A 19778-nucleotide genomic window follows, 5' to 3' on the forward strand; every position below is an offset into this window, starting at 1 on the left:
CCGGTCGAGGCCGGTGCGGACGCCAGGCCTCAGCGCTCGCGCACGCGCTGTCCCTCGCGCACCCCGTTGCCCGGGTACAGCACCACCCGCTCGCCAGCGCGCAGCCCGTCGGTGGCGACGGCCTGCTCGGTGCCGCGCGGCCCCAGGGTGAGGGCGCGCGCCCGCGCCCGCCCGTCCCCGTCCACCACGAAAACCTGCCAGCCGGTTGGTGTGCGCACCAGGGCCGCGTTCGGCACCAGCAGCGCGTCGGCCTGCGCCAGCGTCACGATGCGGGCCTCCACGCGGTAGCCCTCGCCCAGCGGCAACCGGTCGGGCCAGGGAGCGGCCGGCTCCACGTGCACGTTGACGCGCTGCTCCTCGATGCCGAGCGCGGACACCTTGGTGAACGCCACCGGCTCCACGCGCGTGACGCGCCCCGGCAAGGCCGGCAGGCCGCTGCCCGCCTGCAGCGTGACCGCCGCGCCCGGCGGCACGCGCGCCGCATCCCCCGACAGCAGGTCCACGATGGCTTCCAGCCGCGTGGTGTCGCCCAGCTCCATCAGGGCCTGCCCTGCGCCCACCGGGCCCGCGCTGTCGCGGTGCACCGCGATCACGCGGCCCGCGATCGGGCTGCGCAGCGTCCACAGGCCCTCGCTGGCCTCGCCGCCGCCGTCGGCGCGCGCCAGCGCCGCGCGCGCCTCGCTCAGGCCATGCGCCGCCACGCGCTGCTCGGCCTGCGCGCCGGCCAGGGCCTGGCGCGCCGCGGTGAGGTTGAGCTGCGCCTGTTCGCGCGCCGACGGCGCCACGAACTGCGCGCGCGCCAGTTCCTCGCTGCGCCGCGCGTCCAGCTCGGCCTGCGCCAGCGCGGCCTGCGCGCGCGCGGCCTGCGCCCGTGTGGCCGCCAGCGCGGCCTCGGCGCTGCCGACGCGCTGGCGCAAGACCTCGCGCGTGCGGCTGTCGATCATCGATGGCGCCGCGGGCCGCAGCACCGCCAGCGGCTCGCCCTCGGCGACGGTGTCGCCCACCTTCAGGCCGGGCCGCAGCAGTTCGCCGGCGGTGGGCGCCGCCACGGTGTAGCGCTGCAGCAGCCGCAGCACGCCGTCCTCCTCGATGGATTGCTCGAAGTCGCCGCGCTGCACCGTGGCGATCTCCACCGGCAAGGCCGCGGGCCGCAGGGCCCAGACGAGCAGGGCGGCGATGGCCAGGGCCGCGGCCGTGGCGGCGGCGATCAGGCGCACGCGGCGCCTGGGTGGGGTCTTGTCGTCGTTCATTCGCGCACCTTCAGAACAGCCACCAGGTCGAGCCGGTCGACGTGGCGGCGCACGAGCAGGGCACTGGCCGCGCCAGCGGCCAGCACGATGAGCGCCGCCCACGCGTAGGTGGACGGCGCGATGACCACGGGAAAATCGATGTTGTCCGATGACATGAGGCGCATGAGCAGGCCGGCCAGGGCGCGCCCCGCGAGCAGGCCCAGCGGCAGCGCCAGCAGCAGCTCCACGGCGAGCTGGCCCAGCAGCAGCACCGAGACCTCGGCGCGCGTCATGCCCAACACGCGCAGGCTGGCCAGGTCCCAGGCGCGTTCGGACAGCGCGATGCGCGCGGCGTTGTAGGTGATGCCCACGGCCATGGCAATGGCGAACAGCGTGAGGATGGCGCTGAAGGCCCCCATGTTGTGCTGGGTGCGCTCGTCGAAGGTCTGTTGGACCGATCGCTTGTCGAACACCCCGCCGATCGAGGGCGCTGCCTTCACGGCCGACCAGAACGCCGGCATCGAGGCCGGGTCCACCTGCAGCACGGCTTGCGACAGGCCCGCGCCATCGCGCGTGAGGCCCTGCAGGGTGGACAGGCGCATGTAGGCCTGCTGACCCATGAGGGCGTGCACCTCGGCCACCACGGGCAGGTCGATCCGGCGCCGGTGGCCGGTACGGAACACCACCGTCACGGTGTCGCCCACGCGCGCGTCCAGCGCGCGCGCGAGCAGGTGCGACAGCACGAGGCCTTCGTCGGGCAGTTCCACCGCGCCGAGCGGATCGTCCACCACGCGCATCAGCCGCGCCCCCGGCGGCATGCCGGCGAGGCTGGCGTCTTTCCAGCGCGCGCCGTGGTGCACGCGCACGGCCTCGTTGCGGTAGCCCTCGGCCTGCAGCACGCCGGGCAGGCGGCGCAACTCGTGCAACACGCCCTCGGGCGCGCGCGGCTCGAACTGCAGCGCCACGTTGCCGGGCTGCACCTGGCGGAACTGCACGTCCACGATGTGGGCGATGGCGTCGAGCCAGAAGGCGCCCGAGATCTGCAGCGCCATGGCCATGGCCACGCCGCCGATGGTGAAGGCGGTGCGCCAGGGCCGGTGCTGCACATCGCGCAGCACCAGCAGCGGCGCGGCGCGCACGCGCCGGCCCGCCAGGCGTTCCAGCAGCGTGCGCCGGTAGTGCGGGGGGGCCGGTGGCAGCATGGCCTGGGCCGGGCGCAGCCGCACCACGGCGCGGATCGAGGCCCAGGTGCCCAGGCCCGCCGCCAGCAGCGACAGCAGCACCGACACGCCCACGGCGGCGGTCGTGGTGCGGTAGGCCAGGGCATCGAATCGGAACACCGGCTCGTACAGGCCCAGCATGAGCCGGCCGATGACGGCGCTGAGCAGCAGCCCGCCGAGCACGCCCAGGCCGGCCACCACCAGCGCCAGCTGCAGGTAGTGCCCGCCGATGACCGCGTCGTCGTAGCCCAGGGCCTTGAGCGCGGCGATCTGCGGGCGCTGCGTGGCCACCTGGCGCGCCAGCACGCCGTTGAGGATGAACATCGCCACGCCGAGAAAGATGGCGGGCAGCACCGTGCCCATCACGCGCAGCTGGTCGAGTTCGTCGTCCACCACGCGCGCCGAGAGCTGGTCGGCGCGCGCCACCGCGCCCAGCGAGCCATAGGGCTCGAGCAGGCGGTCCAGCGCGTCGATGACGGCTTCGCTGGAGGCACCGGTGTCCAGCCGCAGCGCCGCCTGGTTGAAGGCGCCTTGCAGGTCCAGCAGCTCGCCCAGGCGGCGCGCGTCGGTCCACCAGATGCCGAAGCTGCGTTCGTCGGGCGCGGCGCCGCCGGAGGCGAACACGTACTCGGGCGAGATCGCCAGGCCGACGATGCGCACCGTCTGCTGCCGGCCGTTGAGCACGGCCCGCGCACTGTCGCCGGGCTTGAGGCCGCGCGCCTTGGCGAAGGCCTCGCTCACCAATGCCTCCAGGGTGGTGCCCGCCTCGGGCCAGCGCCCCTCGCGCAGACGCAGGGCATTGAGTCCCTGTTCGCCGCGCTGCACGCGCGCCAGGTCCAGGGCCACGAAGCGGCCCGTCACGGGCGGGCCGGGGTCGCCCAGGTCGACGCGCGCGTCGAAGGCCAGGCCGGTCTTCACCTCGGCCACGCCGGGCAGGGCGGCGATGCGCTCGCGCAGCGCCAGCGGCGCGCGCTTGAGCGCGACGAACACGTCGGCCAGGCGGTGGCTGGCGTAGAACCGGTCGCGCGCGTCGAGCAGGGACGCGTGCACCGAGAACAGGCCGACGAAGCCGCCCACGCCGATGGCCACGACCATGGCGATGGTCAGCACCTGGGCGCGCAGGCGCCACAGGTCGCGGCCCAGCTTGATGGTCAGCGCGCGCATGGTCCTGGCCTCGCTGCTCACCAGCTCAGCGCCGCGGCGGCGAGCTTGCTCGGGTTGGCCTGCACCGAGGCGATGCGCCCGTCGGCCAGGCGCAAGACGCGGTCGGCCATCTGCGCGATGGGCGCGTTGTGCGTGATGACCACGGTGGTGGTGCCCAGTTCGCGGTTCACCCGCTCGATGGCTTCCAGCACGCGCACGCCGGTGGCGCAGTCCAGCGCGCCGGTGGGCTCGTCGCACAGCAGCACCTCGGGGCGCTTGGCGATGGCGCGCGCGATGGCCACGCGCTGCTGCTCGCCGCCGGAGAGCTGGGCCGCGAAATGGTCCAGACGCCCTTCCAGGCCCACGAGCGCGAGCGCTTCCTCGGGCGCCATGGGATCGGTGGCGAGGTCGGTCACCAGGGCCACGTTCTCGCGCGCGGTCAGGCTGGCGATGAGGTTGTAGAACTGGAACACGAAGCCCACGTGCTCGCGCCGGTAGCGCGTGAGCTCGGCGTCGCTGGCGCCGGCCAGCTCGTGGGTCTGGCCGGCGTGCGTCCAGCGCGCCGAGCCCCCCGAAGGGGAGTCGAGCCCGCCCAGGATGTTGAGCAGCGTGCTCTTGCCGCTGCCCGAGGCCCCGAGCAGCACGACGAACTCGCCCGGCATGACGTCCAGGTCGACGCCGCGCAGGGCGTGCACCGCGGTGGGGCCTTCGCCGTACACCTTGGTGAGCGCGCGCGCGGAAAAGACAGGCGTGGCAGGCATGCCGGGGATTGCAGCATGGGGGCGGCCCCGGCCGCTTGACGAACGTCAAGCGCGGGCCTCAAGCTGGCGGATCGGGGACGGATGGGCACACCGCTTGCCGCTCGCCCGACGGCCGCCGTACGGCCACACGGCCACCCGACGTCAGGAACACGCCATGAACCCACCTTCGCCTTCGCCCCGCACCGAACACGATGCCTGGGGCGAGATCCAGATCCCCGCCGACGCGCCCTGGGGCGCACAGACGCAGCGGGCCATCGGTCACTTTGCCATTTCCACCGAGAAGATGCCGCCTGAGCTGCTGCACGCGCTGGCACTCACCAAGCGCTGCGCGGCGCGCGTGAACGCGGCCCTGGGCACGCTGGAGCGGCCCGTGGCCGACGCCATCGCGCAGGCCGCCGCCGAGGTGGTGGACGGCCGCTGGCCCGATGCCTTTCCGCTGTCGCTCTGGCAGAGCGGCTCGGGCACCCAGAGCAACATGAACATGAACGAGGTGATCGCGCGCCGCGCCTCGGCGCTGCTGGGCCGGCCGGTGCACCCGAACGATGAGGTCAACCTCGGCCAGTCGTCCAACGACACCATTCCCACCGCCATCCACCTGGCGGCGCTGCTGGGCGTGGAACGCGCCTTGCAACCGGCGCTGCGCACCCTGCGCGGCACGCTCGCCGCCAAGGCCGAGGGCGTGCGCGATGTGATGAAGACGGGCCGCACCCACCTGCAGAACGCGCTGCCGCTCACGCTGGCCGACGAGCTGCTGGCCTGGGTGGCGCAGCTCGATCAGGCCGGGGCCGCGCTGGCGCCGGCGCTGCGCGCGGTGCAGGGCCTGGCCATCGGTGGCACGGCGGTGGGCAGCGGCGCCAACGCCCACCCCGACTTCGGCCCGCGCATGGCCGAGGCCTTGAGCGAGGCCACCGGCCTGCCGCTGCGCCGCGCCGACAACCCCTACGCGGCCCAGGCCGCGCACGACGCGCTGCTGCAGCTGCACGGCGCGTTGCGGGGGCTGGCGCTGGCGCTGTGCAAGATCGCCGACGACCTGCGCTGGGAGGCCAGCCCGGGGCTGGGTGAATGGCGGCTGCCGGCCAATGAGCCCGGCAGCTCCATCATGCCGGGCAAGGTCAACCCCACGCAGTGCGAATCGCTGCTCATGGTGTGCGCGCAGGTGATGGGCAATGACGTGAGCATCGGCATTGGCGCCACGCTGGGGCAGTTCCAGATGCACGCCGCCAAGCCGCTGCTGGCGCACAACCTGCTGCAGAGCATCCGCCTGCTGGCCGATGGCATGCGCAGCTTCGAGGAACATGCCGTGCGCGGCATGGAGCCCGATCGCGAGCGCATCGCGGCCACGCTGTCGCCCGCGATGCTGCAGGCCACGCTATTGGCCAAGCGCATCGGGCACGAGGAAGCGGCGGTGTTGTACCGCGAGGTCCAGGCCTCGGGGAGACCGCTGCGCGAGCTGGTGCTCGAACGTGGGCTGGCCAGCGCGGAGCAGTTCGATGCCTGGGTGAAGGGGGGGTGAGCCAAGGGCCGGGGCGGGCCAGCGTTGCAAGCCGACGACCGGGTTGATGGCCGAGTGCCGGGTGCTTCGCCCCGGCCAGCCCCGCAGCGCTCAAACCCGCTCGACGATCACCGCGATGCCTTGCCCCACGCCGATGCACATGGTGCACAGCGCGTAGCGCCCACCCGTGGCGTGCAGGCGGTTGACGGCCGTGGTGGCCAGGCGCGCGCCGCTGGCGCCCAGCGGGTGGCCCAGGGCGATGGCCCCGCCCCAGGCGTTCACGCGCGCATCGTCGTCCTTCAGGCCGAGCAAACGCAACACCGCCAGGCCCTGGGCCGCGAAGGCCTCGTTGAGCTCGATCACGTCCATCTGCTCCAGCGTGAGGCCGGTGAGCGCGAGCACCTTCTCGCTGGCCGGCGCGGGGCCGATGCCCATCACGCGCGGCGCCACGCCGGCCGTGGCCATGCCGACCACACGCGCCTTGGGCGTGAGGCCATGCTTGGACGCGCTCGCCTCATCGGCCAGCAGCAGGGCGCAGGCGCCGTCGTTCACGCCGCTGGCGTTGCCGGCGGTCACGCTGCCCTCGGGCTTGACCACGCCCTTGAGCTTGGCCAGCGCCTCCAGGCTGGTCTCGCGCGGGTGCTCGTCCTTGTCGACGATGACCGGGTCGCCTTTCTTCTGCGGGATGGTCACCGGCACGATCTCGCGCGCCAGGTGGCCGGCCTTCTGCGCGGCCACGGCCTTGAGCTGGCTGGCCAGGGCCATGCGGTCCTGGGCCTCGCGCTCGATCTTGTAATCCACCGCCACGTTCTCGGCCGTCTCGGGCATGGAGTCCACGCCATACTGCCCCTTCATGAGCTTGTTGACGAAGCGCCAGCCGATGGTGGTGTCGTACACCGCATTGGCGCGGCTGAAGGCGCTCTCGGCCTTGGGCATGACGAAGGGCGCGCGGCTCATGCTCTCCACGCCGCCGGCGATCATCAGGCCCGCCTCGCCGGCCTTGATGGCGCGCGCCGCGCTGCCCACCGCGTCCAGGCCCGAGCCGCAGAGTCGGTTGATGGTGGCACCGGGCACCTCGATGGGCAGGCCCGCCAGCAGCGCGGCCATGCGCGCCACGTTGCGGTTGTCTTCGCCGGCCTGGTTGGCGCAGCCGTACAGCACGTCGACCACGGCGGCCCAGTCCACGGACGGGTTGCGCTCCATCAAGGCCTTGATGGGGATCGCACCGAGGTCGTCGGTGCGCACGCTGGACAGCGCGCCGCCGTAGCGGCCGAAGGGGGTGCGGATGGCGTCGCAGATGAAGGCTTGACGGGTGCTCATGGGTTCTCCGGAAGAAGTGAAGGGGTTCAGGCGGGCGTGGCCGGGGCGGCGATGGGCAGGCCCACGAGGCGCTGCAGTTCGTCGAGCGAGAGGCCCTCGACCGTGTCGATCAGGCGCAGGCCCTGGGGCGTGCATTCGAGCGTGGCCAGGTCGCTGTAGATGCGCTTGACGCAGCCGATGCCGGTGAGCGGGTAGCTGCATTGCGGCACCACCTTGCTCGTGCCTTGCTTGGTGAGCAGGTCCATCATCACCCAGGTCTGCTTGGCGCCGATGGCCAGGTCCATGGCGCCGCCCACGGCCGGGATGCTGCCGGGCTCGCCGGTGCTCCAGTTGGCCAGGTCGCCCGTGGCCGAGACCTGGAAGGCGCCGAGCACGCAGATGTCGAGGTGGCCGCCGCGCATCATGGCGAAGCTGTCGGCGTGGTGGAAGAAGGCGCCGCCGGGCAGCAGGCTCACGGGCTGCTTGCCGGCGTTGATGAGGTCGTAGTCCTCCTGGCCGCTGGCGGGCGCCGGGCCCATGCCGAGGATGCCGTTCTCGCTGTGCAGGATCACCTCGATGCCCGGTGGCAGGTGGTTGGCCACCAGCGTGGGCTGGCCGATGCCCAGGTTCACGTAAGCGCCGTCGTGGATGTCTTGCGCGACGCGCTTTGCGAGCGCGTCCTTGGTGCGTCGGGTGTAGCTCATGCCGCCTCCTTGAAACCGCCGGCCTGCGTGGCCACGCGCGCAATCTTCACCACCGCGCTGACGTGGATGCCTGGGGTAACGATGGTTTCGGGGTCGAGCGCGCCGAGTTCGGCGATGTCGAATACGCTGGCGATGCAGCGCTTGGCGGCGGTGGCCATCACCGGGCCGAAGTTGCGCGCGGCCTTGCGGTAGACCAGGTTGCCCCAGCGGTCGCCGCGCTCGGCCTTGATGAGCGCCACGTCGCCGTGGATGGGGTACTCCAGCACATAGGGCCGGCCGTCGATGACACGCGTTTCCTTCGGCGAGCCGTCGGCGTTCTTGGCGAGCTCGGTGCCGTAGCCCGTGGGCGTGAAGAAGGCGCCGATGCCCGCGCCCGCGGCGCGCAGGCGCTCGGCCAGGTTGCCCTGGGGTACCAGTTCGAGCTCGATCTGCTTCGAGCGGTACAGGCCGTCGAACACCTGGCTGTCGGCCTGGCGCGGGAAGCTGCAGATGATCTTGCGCACGCGCCCGGTCTTGAGCAGCGCGGCCAGGCCGTGCTCGCCGTTGCCGGCGTTGTTGTTCACCACGGTGAGCTCGCGCGCGCCCTGTTCGATCAGGCCGGCGATGAGTTCGTTGGGAATGCCGGCGGTGCCGAAGCCGCCGATGAGCACGGTGGCGCCGTCGCGCACGCCGTGCAGGGCCTCGGCCACCGAGGAAGCGATCTTGTTGATCACGGGGGTTGGTCTCCGGACGGAACGCTGAAACAGCGGGGAGGGGCGCTTGCCGTGTCGATCGCCAGATGTTCTAATGACGAACACTTGTTCGATTGACGAATCATTCTAGTCGCCCACCAAAGCCCATGGCAACCCACGCCCGTCGCGCACCCGACGCCCCCACGCCCGGTGACGGCTACGTGCAGTCTTTCGCGCGTGGTCTGGAGGTGATCCGCTCCTTCAGCGCCGAGGCGTCCGAGCAGACCCTGTCCGAGGTGGCCGCGCGCAGCGGGCTCACGCGCGCCGGCGCGCGGCGCATCCTGCTCACCCTGCAGACGCTGGGCTACGTCGAGGGCGACGGCAAGCTGTACCGCCTCACGCCGCGCATCCTGGACCTGGGCTTCGCTTACCTCACGTCCATGCCGATATGGAACCTGGCCGAGCCGGTGATGGAGCGCCTGGCGGACGCGGTGGGCGAGTCGTGTTCGGCGGCGGTGCTGGACGGCAGCGACATCGTCTACGTGCTGCGTGTGCACACGCACAAGATCGTCTCGCTCAACCTCAACGTGGGCACACGCCTGCCGGCCTACTGCACCTCGCTCGGCCGTGTGCTGCTGGCGGGGCTGGACGACGCCGAGGTGAAGGCGCGGCTGAAGGCCAGCGAGCGGCGCGCGAACACGCGCCACACGGCCACCGAGCCGGCCGAGATCCTGGCGCGTGTGCAGCAGGTGCGTCGCCAGGGCTGGGCGCTGGTGAACCAGGAGCTGGAGGAGGGCCTGATCTCCATCGCGGCGCCGGTGAGGAGCCGCGCGGGCGCGGTGATCGCGGCGCTCAACGTGTCGGGGCAGGCGAACCGCACCTCGGCGACGGTGATGAAGGAGCAGCTGCTGCCGAAGCTGCGGGCGGCGGCGGACGAGGTGTCGTCTTTGCTGGGACGCGCCGGGCGGGGGTGAGTCGGTCGCTTGGGCCGGCCGTCCTGCGCTCCTCGCCTGCGCATAGTCGCCCCCAGCGGCCGGGCCCAAGCCCTCGGCTGGCGATGGGCGGGCGATCGCCGCGAAGCATTGGCGGGAGTGCGCCCTGGCTCGGATGTGGGCCGAGTGGTTTCGTGTCGACTGCGATCGCGGCTCACGGCCAGGAGCGGGCTCTTACCAAGCGCGGCGGTGGTGAACTCAGGCGCTTAGGCGTTCAGGAGAAACTTTTCGCTTTCAACTGCGGCGACCACGGCAGCCAATGTGAGTTCTGGCGACAGGCTTCGTATGTCCAGCACATGCTTGTTCAGCGCCCCAAGAGACGACAACTGGCGATGCAGGGATGCAATCACTTGCGCATCGGTGAGCGTGTCGCCGCCACGGGCTTGGCAGCGCGCAATTGCGCTGTCGACATCGATCTGAAGCACTATGTAGTGAAGGCGCGCCGAAAGCCCAATGAAGGCGTCCAGGAACCACGGCCCGACGATGCCATCCACGATGACAAAGTAGCCACCCTTCGCATAGCCCTCCGCCGCCTGGGCCAACACCTTGACGACCGTTTCGTTTTGTTTGTGCGCCGATTCCAGAAAAGGTGGGATCGCTCCGTGCTTGATGAAGTGCCAGAAGTCATCGCAATGAAGATGCACCTTGGGCGAGCCCGATGTCGCTGCTAGCGCCTTGGCGGTGGTCGTTTTCCCCGCGCCTGGAGTACCGGTAAGGATGAGGATGTCTTTTGCCTGATTCATTGAGGACCGGATTCTGCAGCGCGTTGTGGCCAGTGCCAAAGACGGCTTCGGGCCCCCAGCCGGCACCCGGAAACGAAGCAGGTGCCCCGTGGGTGCACCAGGGCGCCTTCCCTGACACCCGCCCACCCGCGGCCCCTTCACCCCGACCCGCCCAACACCTTCCTCGGCGCCTGCCCGAACTGCTTGGCGAACATCTTTCCGAAGGCCGACGCGCTCGCATAGCCGAGTTCATCCGCCAACTGCCCGATGTTCATGCCCTGGTCGCTCAGCGCGAAGGCGCGCATCAGCCGCGCCTGCTGGCGCCAGCGGTGCAGGCTCAGGCCCGTTTCCTGCGGGAACAGCCGGATCACGCTGCGCTCGGACAGGCCCACCTCGCGGCCCAGTTCGGCGATGGAGGCGGCCTCGCCCGGGTTCTCGATCAGCCACTGGCACAGGCGCGCGAGCCGCTTGTCTTCGGGCAGTTTCAGGGACAGGGGCCGGGACTCCAGCCAGCCCACCTCGTCGACGATCAGGTCCATCAGGCGCGCGTCGGCGCTGTCGAGCGCGTAGCGCGGCGGGATCGTCATCGCGCGCAGGATCAGCTCACGCAGCAGCGGTGTGATCGCCAGCACCTGGCAGTCGCGGCCCTGGCCCGTGACCGTGCCGGGCTGGAAGTACAGGGTCCGCATCTCGACCTCGGTGTCCATGCGGATCTGGTGAACGGTGTGCGCGGGCATCCACATGCCGTGGCTGGGCGGCAGGGTCCAGATGAAGCCCTTGGCGCGGATCGTCATGACGCCACGGATGGCGTAGATCAGCTGGTCGCGCGCGTGCAGGTGGGGGGCGATTTCCATGCCGGCCGGATCGGAGCGCGCCAGCGCGGCCACGGGGCGCGGCACCCGGTTGGCGGCCTGCGCGTCGGCGCTGGGACCCCGGCGCAGCACGCCGGGACGGCTTGGCGGTTTTGGACGCATTTCTGGCGGTCTTGAATTTCTTCCGCGCAGCTTAACCGGCGATGATCGCCCCCATGCACAACAAGACCACCCAGACCCTGTTGAACGTGGGCCACGCCATGGACCACATGATGTTGCTGATCTTCGCCACCGCGGTGACCAGCATCGCCACCGAGTTCGGCCTGGCGCGCTGGGAAGACCTCATGCCCTACGGCGTGGCGGCGTTTTTCTTCTTCGGCATCGGCTCGCTGCCCGCAGGCAAGCTGGGCGATCACTGGGGCCGGCGCAAGATGATGCTGGTGTTCTTCTTCGGCATGGGCCTGGCCTCGCTGCTGGTGGCCGCCACGAACACGCCGCTGCAGATGGCGTTCGCGCTGGCGCTGCTGGGCGCCTTCGCGTCGATCTACCACCCGGTGGGCATTCCCATGCTGGTGCAGGGCGCGCCGCGCCCGGGCTGGACCATCGGCGTGAACGGCCTGGCGGGCAACCTGGGCGTGGCCTTCGCGGCCATCGTCACGGGCTTTCTCGTGAAGTACGCGGGGTGGCGTGTGGCCTTTGTGGTGCCGGGGCTGCTGTGCCTGGCCTGCGGCCTGCTGTTCGCTGTCTACGGCTCGCGCGAGAGCGCGGCGCCAGCCAAGAAAAAGGGCGGCGCGGCGCAGGTGTCCGGGGTGCCGATGGCGCGGCTGTTCCTCATCATGACCATGGCCGCCACCAGCGGCAGCCTGTTGTTCAACTTCTCCACCAACGCCAACTTCGAGCTGCTGACCGACCGCCTGCGCGAGGTCTCGCAGGACCCGGCGCGCATCGGCACGCTGCTGGCGCTGGTCTACGCGGTGGCCTCGGTCACGCAGCTCATCGTGGGGCACCTCATCGACCGGCACTCGCTCAAGCGGCTCTACATCGGCGTCATCACCCTGCAGGCGCTGCTGCTGTTGCTGGCCACCACGCTGAACGGCTGGGCCTTCCTGCTCATCCAGCTGCTGTTCATGTCGGCGATCTTCGGCGCCATTCCCTTCACCGACGCGATGATCGTGCGCTTCGTCGACGACGGCATGCGCTCGCGCGTGGCCGGCATGCGGCTGGCGGTGTCGCTGGGCGCCAGTTCGGTGGCGGTGTGGCTGATCGGGCCGGTGGTGAAGGCCGCAGGCTTCACCGCCTTGCTGGGCGTGATGGCGGTGACCTCGGTGGTCACGCTGCTGGTGCTCACGCAAATGCCGCGCACGCCCGCGCCGGTGCCGGCGCCGGTGGGCTGAAGGGGGGCGGCGACCCCGTCTCGCCGGACTAGAACGCCAGGTGCCGTGAGCCGGGTTCGAGCCAGGCCACGGCCGCCAGGGCCTCGCGGTCCACGTCCACGCTGAGCACCGTCACCTGGCAGGCCTGGCCCGACACCGGCACGGTGGTGGTGCGCTGCTCGGGCGTGGTGCCAGCCTCGAACAGGCCTGGCTCGATCGACAGCCCACTGCCGATGGCCTTGAGGCAGGCTTCCTTGCGCGTCCAGCAGCGCAGGAAGGCGCGCAGGCGCCCGGCCTCGGGCAGGGCCAGCAGTTCGCGGCACTCGGTGGCGGTGAAGTTGCGCTCGGCCAGGGCCATCAGCTCGCCCATCTCGCGCGGCGCCTCGATGTCCACGCCGATGGGCGTTTGCCCGCCGATGCCGATCAGGGCCCAGCGCCCGCTGTGGCTCATGTTGAAGGCCGGCGCGCCGGGCAGGTCCAGGCGCGGCTTGTCGTGGCTGCCCGCCCCGAAGCGCAGGCTGGCCGCCGCCACGCCTGTGCGTTGGGCGAGCAGGTGGCGCAGGGCGCTGTGGCTGGCGCGGTAGCGGTGGGCGTCGCGCTCGAAGTGAAAGCGCGCGGCGCGCGCGCGCTCGGCGTCGTCCAGCCAGTCGCCGGGGGCGGGCGCCTCGTGTTCGCGCGCCGGGACCTCCAGGTCCACCAGCCACAGCTCGATGCCCGGGGCCGCGAGGGGCGCCTGTTGCTTGATCCGCATCCTTGGTTACACCCTCGTGGGCCGTTGCGTGAATATTTACTACCTATCTTTGGCCGGTGCCCGTCTAATCGCCTGCCGGCCCCGGCCGACATTCTGTAACGGGTATTCGGAGGCCCCCGGATTTCACCAGTTCTTCACTCTGCGCACGGTGCTCGCATGGAACTTGATACAGGTAGAGGAAGGAACGTGATGAAAGGCACTGAAATAGGGGGTCGGCGGAGCCGCCCGAGACGATACATTCGGTAACATCGAAGGCCAAAAACCCATACGTTCCCTCTACATGGGGAGCAGGTGCGCCCACCTGGGCGAGCCAGAGGAAGTCATCATGCAACGCAGGGTCGCACCAGCCGTCGACGCTCAGGTCTCCAGCCGCCGGGGCGCGCCATGAACAGCCCGTGGTTTCAGCGCTTCGTTCCCCGTCCCGGCGCGCGCCTGCGCCTCTTTTGTTTCGCCCACGCCGGCGGCAGCGCGGCGGTCTATCGGCCCTGGTGCAATGCCTTGCCCGACGCGGTGGAGCTGATCGCCATCCAGCTGCCCGGGCGGGCCAATCGCCTGAACGATCCGGTGGTCACGCGGCTGGACACCATCGTCGAGGCCGTGGTGGCCGCGTTGAGGCCGCACCTGGACCGGCCGTACGCGCTGTTCGGCCACAGCATGGGCGCCGTGCTGGCCAACGAAGTGGCGCGCGCGCTGCGCCATGAGGGCGCGCCCCAGCCCGGGCACCTGTTCGTCTCGGGCCGGCGCCCGCCGCACTGGCCCAACCCCGACCCGCTGCTGCACGTGTTGTCCGACGCCGATTTCGTGGCCGAGATCCAGCGCCGCTACGGCGGCATTCCGCCCGAGGTGGCCGAGCACGAGGAACTGATGGCCATGCTGCTGCCGTCCCTGCGCGCCGACATCCACGCGCTGGAGACGCACGCGCCGCTCGCCGGGCGCCCGCCGCTGGCCTGCCCGCTGTCCGTGTTCGGCGGCTCGCACGACCCGCTGACGCCGCGCGAGCACCTGGAGGGCTGGCGCAACGAGTCCAGCGGACCCTTCCGCTTGCGCGTGCTGCCGGGCGACCATTTCTACCTGAACGCCCAGCGCGACGCGCTGCTGGCCGAGGTGTCGGCCAGCCTGGCACCGCTGCTGGGGAGGGTGGCGGCATGAGCCCGGCACGGCCGCCCGAAGGGGCTCGCACCGCAGCGCGTTGCGCGGGGTTCTCCGAATGAGCCCGAATCCACCGATGCCCATCGCTGTCGTCGGCATCGGCTGCCGCTTTCCCGGAGGCGTGACCGATCCGGCGGGCTTCTGGCGCCTGCTGGCCGAAGGGGTCGACGCCATTGGCGAGATCCCCACCGACCGCATCGACCTCGGCCATTACTTCGATCCGCGCCCGGCCACGCCGGGCCGCATGATGACGCGCTGGGGTGGCTTCCTCGAGGGCATCGACCGCTTCGACGCCGGCTTCTTCGGCATCTCGCCGCGCGAGGCCGAGCGCCTGGACCCGCAGCAGCGCCTGCTGCTGGAAACCGCCTGGGAAGCTCTGGAGGACGCCGGCCTCGATGCGCGCGCGCTGGACGGCTCGCGCACCGGCGTGTTCGTGGGCCAGTGGCTCAGCGACTTCGAGGCCCGGCTGTTCGCCGATCCTGAGGGCGTGGATTTCTTCATGACCACGGGCAGCGGCCGCTACGCCAGCTCGGGGCGCCTGTCCTACCTGCTGGGCCTGCGCGGCCCCAGCCTCACGCTGGACACGGCCTGCTCGTCGTCCCTGGCCGCGGTGCACCTGGCGGCGCGCAGCGTGCGCAGCGGCGAGAGCGAAGTCGCCATCGCCGGCGGCGTGAACATCATCTTGCAGCCGCACATCAGCGTGGCCTACTCGCAGAGCCGCATGATGGCGCCCGATGGCCGCTGCAAGTTCGGCGACGCCCGCGGCGACGGTTATGTGCGCAGCGAAGGCGCGGGGCTGGTGGTGCTCAAGCCGCTGGACAAGGCCCTGGCCGACGGTGACCGCGTCTACGCCGTCATCCGCGGCAGCGCGCTCAACAACGACGGCCGCGCCAGCGGATCGATGGGCACGCCGAGCCAGGCCGGCCAGGAGGCCCTACTGCGCAGCGCCTGCGAGGACGCGGGCATCGACCCGGCCCAGGTGGGCTACGTGGAAGCCCATGGCACGGGCACGCGCGCGGGCGACCCGGTCGAGCTCGGGGCCATCGCCGCCGTGCTGGGCGCCGGACGCGACGCCGCGCAGCCGGTGCGCGTGGGCTCGGTCAAGACCAACATCGGCCACACCGAAGGCGCGGCCGGCGTGGCCGGCCTCATCAAGGCGGCCCTGGCCCTGCACCATGGGCGCATCCCGCAGAGCCTGCACTGCCAGCAGCCCAACCCCGCCATTCCCTGGACCGACATTCCCGTGGTGGTGGCGCGCGAGGCCACGCCGTGGCCACGCGGTGAGCAGCCGCGTCTGGCCGGCGTGAGCGCCTTCGGCATCGCCGGCACCAACGCGCACGTGCTGCTGCAGGAAGCCCCCGCCGCCACCACCACCCCGCCCGCGCCGCGCCTGGCGCCGGCGGGCGAGGCGGCGCTGCTGGTGCTCAGCGCGCGCGACGAAGGCGCCTTGCGCGCCCAGGCGCGGCGCTTCGCCGAGGTGTTGTCGGATGGCGCGTCCCTGGCCGACCTGTGCTGGAACGCCGCCGTGCGCCGCACGCCGCACGAACACCGCGCCGCCTTCGTGGCCGGTGACGCCGCCGCCATGGCCGAGGCCCTGCGCCAGCACGGCGATGGCCAGGCGGCCGCGGCCGAAGGTCGCGCGCCCGAGGCCCGCCCGCGCATCGCCTTCATCTGCCCCGGGCAGGGCGCGCAGTGGGACGGCATGGCCCGCGAACTCATGGCGCGCGAGCCCGTGTTCAAAGCCGCGCTGCAGCGCTGCGACGCGGCCGCGCGGCCCTACGTCGATTGGTCCATCGTCGAGCAACTGGCGCTCGAACCCGGCGATCCGAAGCACCTGCTGGAGCGCATCGACGTCATCCAGCCCGTGCTGGTCGCCATCTCCCTGGCCTACGCCGAGCTGTGGCGTTCGCTGGGTGTGCGGCCCGACGCGGTGGTGGGCCACAGCATGGGCGAGGTGGCGGCGGCCTGCATCGCGGGCGCCCTCAGCCTGGACGAGGCGATGCGCATCATCTGCCGCCGCAGCGCGCTGATGCGCCGCACCAGCGGGCAGGGCGCCATGGCCCTGGTCGACCTGCCCATGGACGAGGCGCAGCGGCGCCTGGCCGGCCACGAGCACGAGGTCTCGGTGGCGGTGAGCAACAGCCCGCGCTCCAGCGTGATCTCCGGCCGGCCCGAGGCCGTGCAGGCGCTGATGGCCGCCTGGGAAGCGCAGAACGTGTTCTGCCGCCTGGTGAAGGTGGACGTGGCCTCGCACAGCCCGCAGATGCAGCCGCTGGCCGAGCAACTGCGCGCCGAACTCCAGGGGCTGAACCCCGGGGCGCTGGCCGTGCCGCTGGTCTCCACCGTGCTGGCTCGCCGCGCCGAGGCGCACGAACTGGGCGCCGCCTACTGGGGCGACAACCTGCGCCAGCCGGTGCGCTTTGGCGCCGCCGTGCAGCGCCTGCTCGACGATGGCGTCACGGTGTTCATCGAACTGGGGCCGCACCCGGTGCTGCTGCCCTCGGTGGAGCAGACCGCGCAGGCGGCGGGCGCCGAGGTGGCGGTGATCGGCTGCGCGCGCCGCGGCGAACCCGAACAGGCGGCCTGGCTCGCGGCCGTGGGCGCCGCGTTCTGCGCCGGCGTGGCGCCCGACTGGTCGCGCCTGATGCCCGAGGGCGGGCGCTTCCTGGCCTTGCCCACCTACCCCTGGCAGCGCGAGCGGCACTGGATCGCCGCCGCCGAGCGGGCGGCCGCGGGCGCCCAGGGCCACGGGCGGACGGTGCCCAGCCAGCACCCGGTGCTGGGCGCGGGCATCGAACTCGCGGGCGCCCCCGCGGGCGCCCTGTGGGCGCTGAGCCTGGACCCGCAGCGCGTGCCCGCCTGGTTCGGGCACGCCTTGCACGGCAGCGCGCTGCTGCCGGCCTCCGCCTACCTCGAGCTCGCGCTCGCGGCCGCGCGCGCGCTGTCGCCCGGGCAGCCCCTGGCGCTCGAGGGCCTGAGCTTCGAGCGCGCCCTGCACCTGCAGGCCGATGCGGCCTGCGCGCTGCAGCTGCAGGCCAGCGCGGACGGACAGGGCGGTCTGCGGCTGGCGTTCCAGACGCACAGCGGCAGCGAGTGGCTGCCGCACGCGCGGGCCCGGCTGGCGGCGCCCAGCGCCCGCCGCGCCGGCCCGGTGTCGCCCGTGGACACGGCCGCGCTGCGGCGTGGCGCGGCGCTCTCGGCGGACGCGGTCTACCAGCGGCTCGCGGCGCTGGGCGCCGGCTTCGCCGCGCCACTGCGTGGCATCGCCCGCGCCTGGCTGTCGGCCGACGAGGCGCTGGTGGACCTCGAGGCCCGGCCCGAGGACACCGCCGCCGCGCCCGGCTTCTGTTGGGCGCCCGAGGTGTTGGACGCCTGCTTCCAGGCCGCCGCGCTGCTGGCGCCGCCAGGCCAGCTCTGCCTGCCCACCGGCCTGGACGACGTGGCGGCGCACCGCGCGCCACGGGGCGCCTTGAGCGTGCACCTGATCCGGCGCGCCGGCAGCGGTCTGATCGATGCGACGCTGAGGGACGGGCAGGGCCCCGCGCTGGAACTGCGCGGCCTGCGCCTGCAGCCCTTGGGCGAGCGCGCCCTGGCAGACCCCGCCGACTGCTTCTACGACCTGCAGTGGGTGCCGGCCGAGCCGGCGGCCAGCGCCGCGCCGGCGGGTGCCCGCCGCTGGTGCCTGATCGCCGACCAGGGCGGGCTGGGCCCCGCGCTGCTGAACGCCCTGCGGCAGGCCGGTGAAACGGCCGAGCTGGTCGACGGCCCGCCCGCCGCCGACGACGCCGGTGCCCCCATCGAGCTGGTGGACCTGCGCGCGCTGGACCTGTCCCGCCTCGACGCCGAACACGCCGCCGGGCTGCACCGCCTGCTGCTGGGCGCGCAGGCGCTGGAGCGCCTGCCGCCGTCCTCGCGCGCCCGCCTGTGGTGGGTCACGCGCGGCGCCATGGCCGTGTCGCCGGCCGAGGCCACGGCGCTGGCGCTGGCGCAGTCGCCGCTGTCGGGGCTGGCGGCCGTCATGGCGACGGAGCAGGGCGAGCGCTGGGGGGGGCTGATCGATCTGGACCCTGCCGCCGCGCCCGGCGACGCGGCGCTCGCGCTGGCCCAGGCCCTGCCGGGCGCGGCGCCGGGCACCCTGGCCCTGCGCGGCCACCAGCGCGTCGAGCCGCGCCTGCGCCGCGCGCCCTGGGCGCCCGAGGCGCCGCCGCGCTGGCGCCCGGACGCGAGCTACCTCATCACCGGCGGCCTGGGCGGCGTTGGCCAGCAGATCGCGCAGCGCCTGGTGGCGCAGGGTGCGCGCCACCTCGTGGTGCTGTCGCGCACGCCGCTGCCGGCGCGCGCGGCCTGGGCGGGCCTGGGCGCGGACACGCCCGCGGGCCGCGCCGTGGCGGCCGTGCGCGGTCTCGAGTCGCAGGGCGCCAGCGTGCGCCACGTCGCGCTCGACGTGGCCGATGAAGCCGCCCTGCGCGACTGGCTCGAGGGTTTCGCCGCCGAGGCCCATCCGCCCATCCGTGGCGTGTTCCACGCCGCCGGCCTCACCGACGACCAGCTGGTGCGCGACCTCGACGCCGCCTCGCTCGCCGCCGTGCTGCGCCCGAAGTTGGGCGGTGCCTGGAACCTGCACCGCCTGCTGCCCGAACTCGATGCCTTCGTGCTGTTTTCGTCCATGGCCGCTGTCATGCCGCAGGCCGGGCAGGCCAGCTACGCGGCGGCCAACGCCTTCCTCGACGGCCTGGCGCGGCACCGACGTGCCCTGGGCCAGCCCGCGCTCAGCATCGGCTGGGGCGTGTGGTCGCAGACCGGCGTGATGCGGGGCGACACCGGCCAGCGCCAGCAAGACGAGCTGCAGCGCCAGGGCATCGCCGCCTTTGCGCCGGCGCAGGCCCTGGCCCTGTTCGACGAGGCCCTGCGCTGGCCGCACGGTCACCTGCTGGCCATGCCCATTCACTGGGCGCGGCTGCGCGCGCAAGGCGGCGCGCGCCAGGCGCCGCTGCTGCGCGACCTGTTCGAGTCCGAGGCCGCCCCGGCGCAGCCCGGCGCGGCGCCCACCGCGCCGGCACCCGCCGACCCGGCCGACCCGGCTGAGCGCCGCCGCGCCCTGGAGCTCACGGTGCGCGAGGTCGTGGGCCGCGTGCTCAAGCTCAACCCCGCGCGCATCGACCCACGCAAGCCCCTGGGCAGCCTGGGCCTGACCTCGCTCATGGCGCTGGAACTGCGCAACCGCCTGGAGCCGCTGCACGGCCAGCCGCTGTCGGCCACGCTGGCCTGGAACTACCCCACCATCGAGGCCCTCACGGGCTTTCTCGCCGGGGCGCACGCCGCCGCGCCGGCGCCAGCCGCCGCGCCCGTGGCGGCGCCGGCCGCCGGGCCAGCGCCCGAGCTCGCCGCCGCGCTCGACGACGTGAACCAACTCTCCGACGAGGACGCGGCCCTGCTGCTGCGCCAGCGCCGCTGACCCCC

General features: G+C 72.7%; 14 protein-coding genes. 5 read left to right on the forward strand and 9 right to left on the reverse strand.

Annotated features, from left to right (window positions below; all coding sequences use genetic code 11):
• Positions 1-29: 29 nt before the first annotated feature.
• Genes DY262_RS04200 through DY262_RS04210 form a run of 3 tightly spaced genes read right to left on the reverse strand, consistent with a single transcriptional unit; the run spans position 30 to position 4353 of the window.
• Positions 30-1250, reverse strand: a complete 1221-nt coding sequence (locus DY262_RS04200) for an efflux RND transporter periplasmic adaptor subunit (protein ID WP_116957725.1) — start codon at positions 1248-1250, stop codon at positions 30-32.
• Entirely contained in the window at positions 1247-3613 is a 2367-nt protein-coding gene (locus DY262_RS04205) for an ABC transporter permease (RefSeq protein ID WP_116957726.1), read from the reverse strand. Before DY262_RS04205 ends, DY262_RS04200 begins: the two co-directional genes overlap by 4 nt.
• Positions 3614-3630: 17 nt before the next feature.
• Positions 3631-4353, reverse strand: coding sequence for an ABC transporter ATP-binding protein (locus DY262_RS04210; RefSeq protein WP_116957727.1), 723 nt, complete (start codon positions 4351-4353; stop codon positions 3631-3633).
• 154 nt (positions 4354-4507) lie between these two features.
• Between DY262_RS04210 and DY262_RS04215 the strand changes: the two genes are divergently transcribed.
• Positions 4508-5866: a class II fumarate hydratase gene (locus DY262_RS04215; RefSeq protein WP_116957728.1), complete on the forward strand. Its 1359-nt coding sequence runs from the start codon at positions 4508-4510 to the stop codon at positions 5864-5866.
• Positions 5867-5956: 90 nt separating this feature from the next.
• On the opposite strand, the gene pcaF is transcribed toward DY262_RS04215, so the two are convergent.
• From pcaF to DY262_RS04230, 3 genes are read right to left on the reverse strand one after another with little or no spacing between them, the layout of a single operon-like run.
• Positions 5957-7165 (reverse strand): 3-oxoadipyl-CoA thiolase, encoded by a 1209-nt coding sequence (gene pcaF / locus DY262_RS04220; RefSeq protein ID WP_116957729.1) that lies wholly within the window; start codon positions 7163-7165, stop codon positions 5957-5959.
• Positions 7166-7191: 26 nt separating this feature from the next.
• The gene (locus tag DY262_RS04225) at positions 7192-7848 is read right to left on the reverse strand and encodes a 3-oxoacid CoA-transferase subunit B (protein ID WP_116957730.1); all 657 of its coding nucleotides are present in this window, start codon (positions 7846-7848) and stop codon (positions 7192-7194) included.
• Positions 7845-8561, reverse strand: coding sequence for a 3-oxoacid CoA-transferase subunit A (locus DY262_RS04230; RefSeq protein ID WP_116957731.1), 717 nt, complete (start codon positions 8559-8561; stop codon positions 7845-7847). Before DY262_RS04230 ends, DY262_RS04225 begins: the two co-directional genes overlap by 4 nt.
• A 125-nt stretch (positions 8562-8686) precedes the next feature.
• On the opposite strand from DY262_RS04230, the gene DY262_RS04235 reads away from it, so the two are divergent.
• Positions 8687-9493, forward strand: a complete 807-nt coding sequence (locus tag DY262_RS04235) for an IclR family transcriptional regulator domain-containing protein (RefSeq protein ID WP_116957732.1) — start codon at positions 8687-8689, stop codon at positions 9491-9493.
• A 224-nt stretch (positions 9494-9717) separates the two neighbouring features.
• On the opposite strand, the gene DY262_RS04240 is transcribed toward DY262_RS04235, so the two are convergent.
• Together DY262_RS04240 and DY262_RS04245 are read right to left on the reverse strand one after the other, a co-directional pair.
• Positions 9718-10254 (reverse strand): AAA family ATPase, encoded by a 537-nt coding sequence (locus DY262_RS04240; RefSeq protein ID WP_116957733.1) that lies wholly within the window; start codon positions 10252-10254, stop codon positions 9718-9720.
• Between the two features lie 137 nt (positions 10255-10391).
• Positions 10392-11177, reverse strand: coding sequence for an AraC family transcriptional regulator (locus tag DY262_RS04245; RefSeq protein ID WP_181936410.1), 786 nt, complete (start codon positions 11175-11177; stop codon positions 10392-10394).
• 83 nt (positions 11178-11260) lie between these two features.
• Here DY262_RS04245 and DY262_RS04250 point away from each other — a divergent pair, with 83 nt between their 5' ends.
• Positions 11261-12439 carry an MFS transporter gene (locus DY262_RS04250; RefSeq protein WP_245980811.1) on the forward strand — a complete coding sequence of 393 codons (1179 nt, stop codon included), beginning with the start codon at positions 11261-11263 and terminating at the stop codon, positions 12437-12439.
• Positions 12440-12467: 28 nt separating this feature from the next.
• Here DY262_RS04250 and DY262_RS04255 read toward each other — a convergent pair whose 3' ends face one another.
• Positions 12468-13169: a 4'-phosphopantetheinyl transferase family protein gene (locus tag DY262_RS04255; protein ID WP_116957736.1), complete on the reverse strand. Its 702-nt coding sequence runs from the start codon at positions 13167-13169 to the stop codon at positions 12468-12470.
• A gap of 384 nt (positions 13170-13553) precedes the next feature.
• Here DY262_RS04255 and DY262_RS04260 point away from each other — a divergent pair, with 384 nt between their 5' ends.
• Both DY262_RS04260 and DY262_RS04265 read left to right on the forward strand, forming a co-directional pair.
• Positions 13554-14318, forward strand: coding sequence for a thioesterase II family protein (locus DY262_RS04260; protein ID WP_116957737.1), 765 nt, complete (start codon positions 13554-13556; stop codon positions 14316-14318).
• Between the two features lie 76 nt (positions 14319-14394).
• Positions 14395-19773: a type I polyketide synthase gene (locus tag DY262_RS04265; RefSeq protein WP_181936411.1), complete on the forward strand. Its 5379-nt coding sequence runs from the start codon at positions 14395-14397 to the stop codon at positions 19771-19773.
• Positions 19774-19778 lie beyond the last annotated feature (5 nt).

The organism is Hydrogenophaga borbori (assembly GCF_003417535.1).
GTDB lineage: Bacteria > Pseudomonadota > Gammaproteobacteria > Burkholderiales > Burkholderiaceae_C > Hydrogenophaga > Hydrogenophaga borbori.

Bases quoted from the DNA above. Each gene is read 5' to 3' on its own strand.
- DY262_RS04265 (WP_181936411.1), top strand. From the start codon at position 14,395: ATGCCCATCGCTGTCGTCGGCATCGGCTGCCGCTTTCCCGGAGGCGTG.
- DY262_RS04225 (WP_116957730.1), bottom strand. From the start codon at position 7,848: ATGAGCTACACCCGACGCACCAAGGACGCGCTCGCAAAGCGCGTCGCG.
- DY262_RS04235 (WP_116957732.1), top strand. From the start codon at position 8,687: ATGGCAACCCACGCCCGTCGCGCACCCGACGCCCCCACGCCCGGTGAC.
- DY262_RS04260 (WP_116957737.1), top strand. From the start codon at position 13,554: ATGAACAGCCCGTGGTTTCAGCGCTTCGTTCCCCGTCCCGGCGCGCGC.
- DY262_RS04255 (WP_116957736.1), bottom strand. From the start codon at position 13,169: ATGCGGATCAAGCAACAGGCGCCCCTCGCGGCCCCGGGCATCGAGCTG.
- DY262_RS04200 (WP_116957725.1), bottom strand. From the start codon at position 1,250: ATGAACGACGACAAGACCCCACCCAGGCGCCGCGTGCGCCTGATCGCC.
- pcaF (WP_116957729.1), bottom strand. From the start codon at position 7,165: ATGAGCACCCGTCAAGCCTTCATCTGCGACGCCATCCGCACCCCCTTC.
- DY262_RS04205 (WP_116957726.1), bottom strand. From the start codon at position 3,613: ATGCGCGCGCTGACCATCAAGCTGGGCCGCGACCTGTGGCGCCTGCGC.
- DY262_RS04250 (WP_245980811.1), top strand. From the start codon at position 11,261: ATGCACAACAAGACCACCCAGACCCTGTTGAACGTGGGCCACGCCATG.
- DY262_RS04215 (WP_116957728.1), top strand. From the start codon at position 4,508: ATGAACCCACCTTCGCCTTCGCCCCGCACCGAACACGATGCCTGGGGC.
- DY262_RS04240 (WP_116957733.1), bottom strand. From the start codon at position 10,254: ATGAATCAGGCAAAAGACATCCTCATCCTTACCGGTACTCCAGGCGCG.
- DY262_RS04210 (WP_116957727.1), bottom strand. From the start codon at position 4,353: ATGCCTGCCACGCCTGTCTTTTCCGCGCGCGCGCTCACCAAGGTGTAC.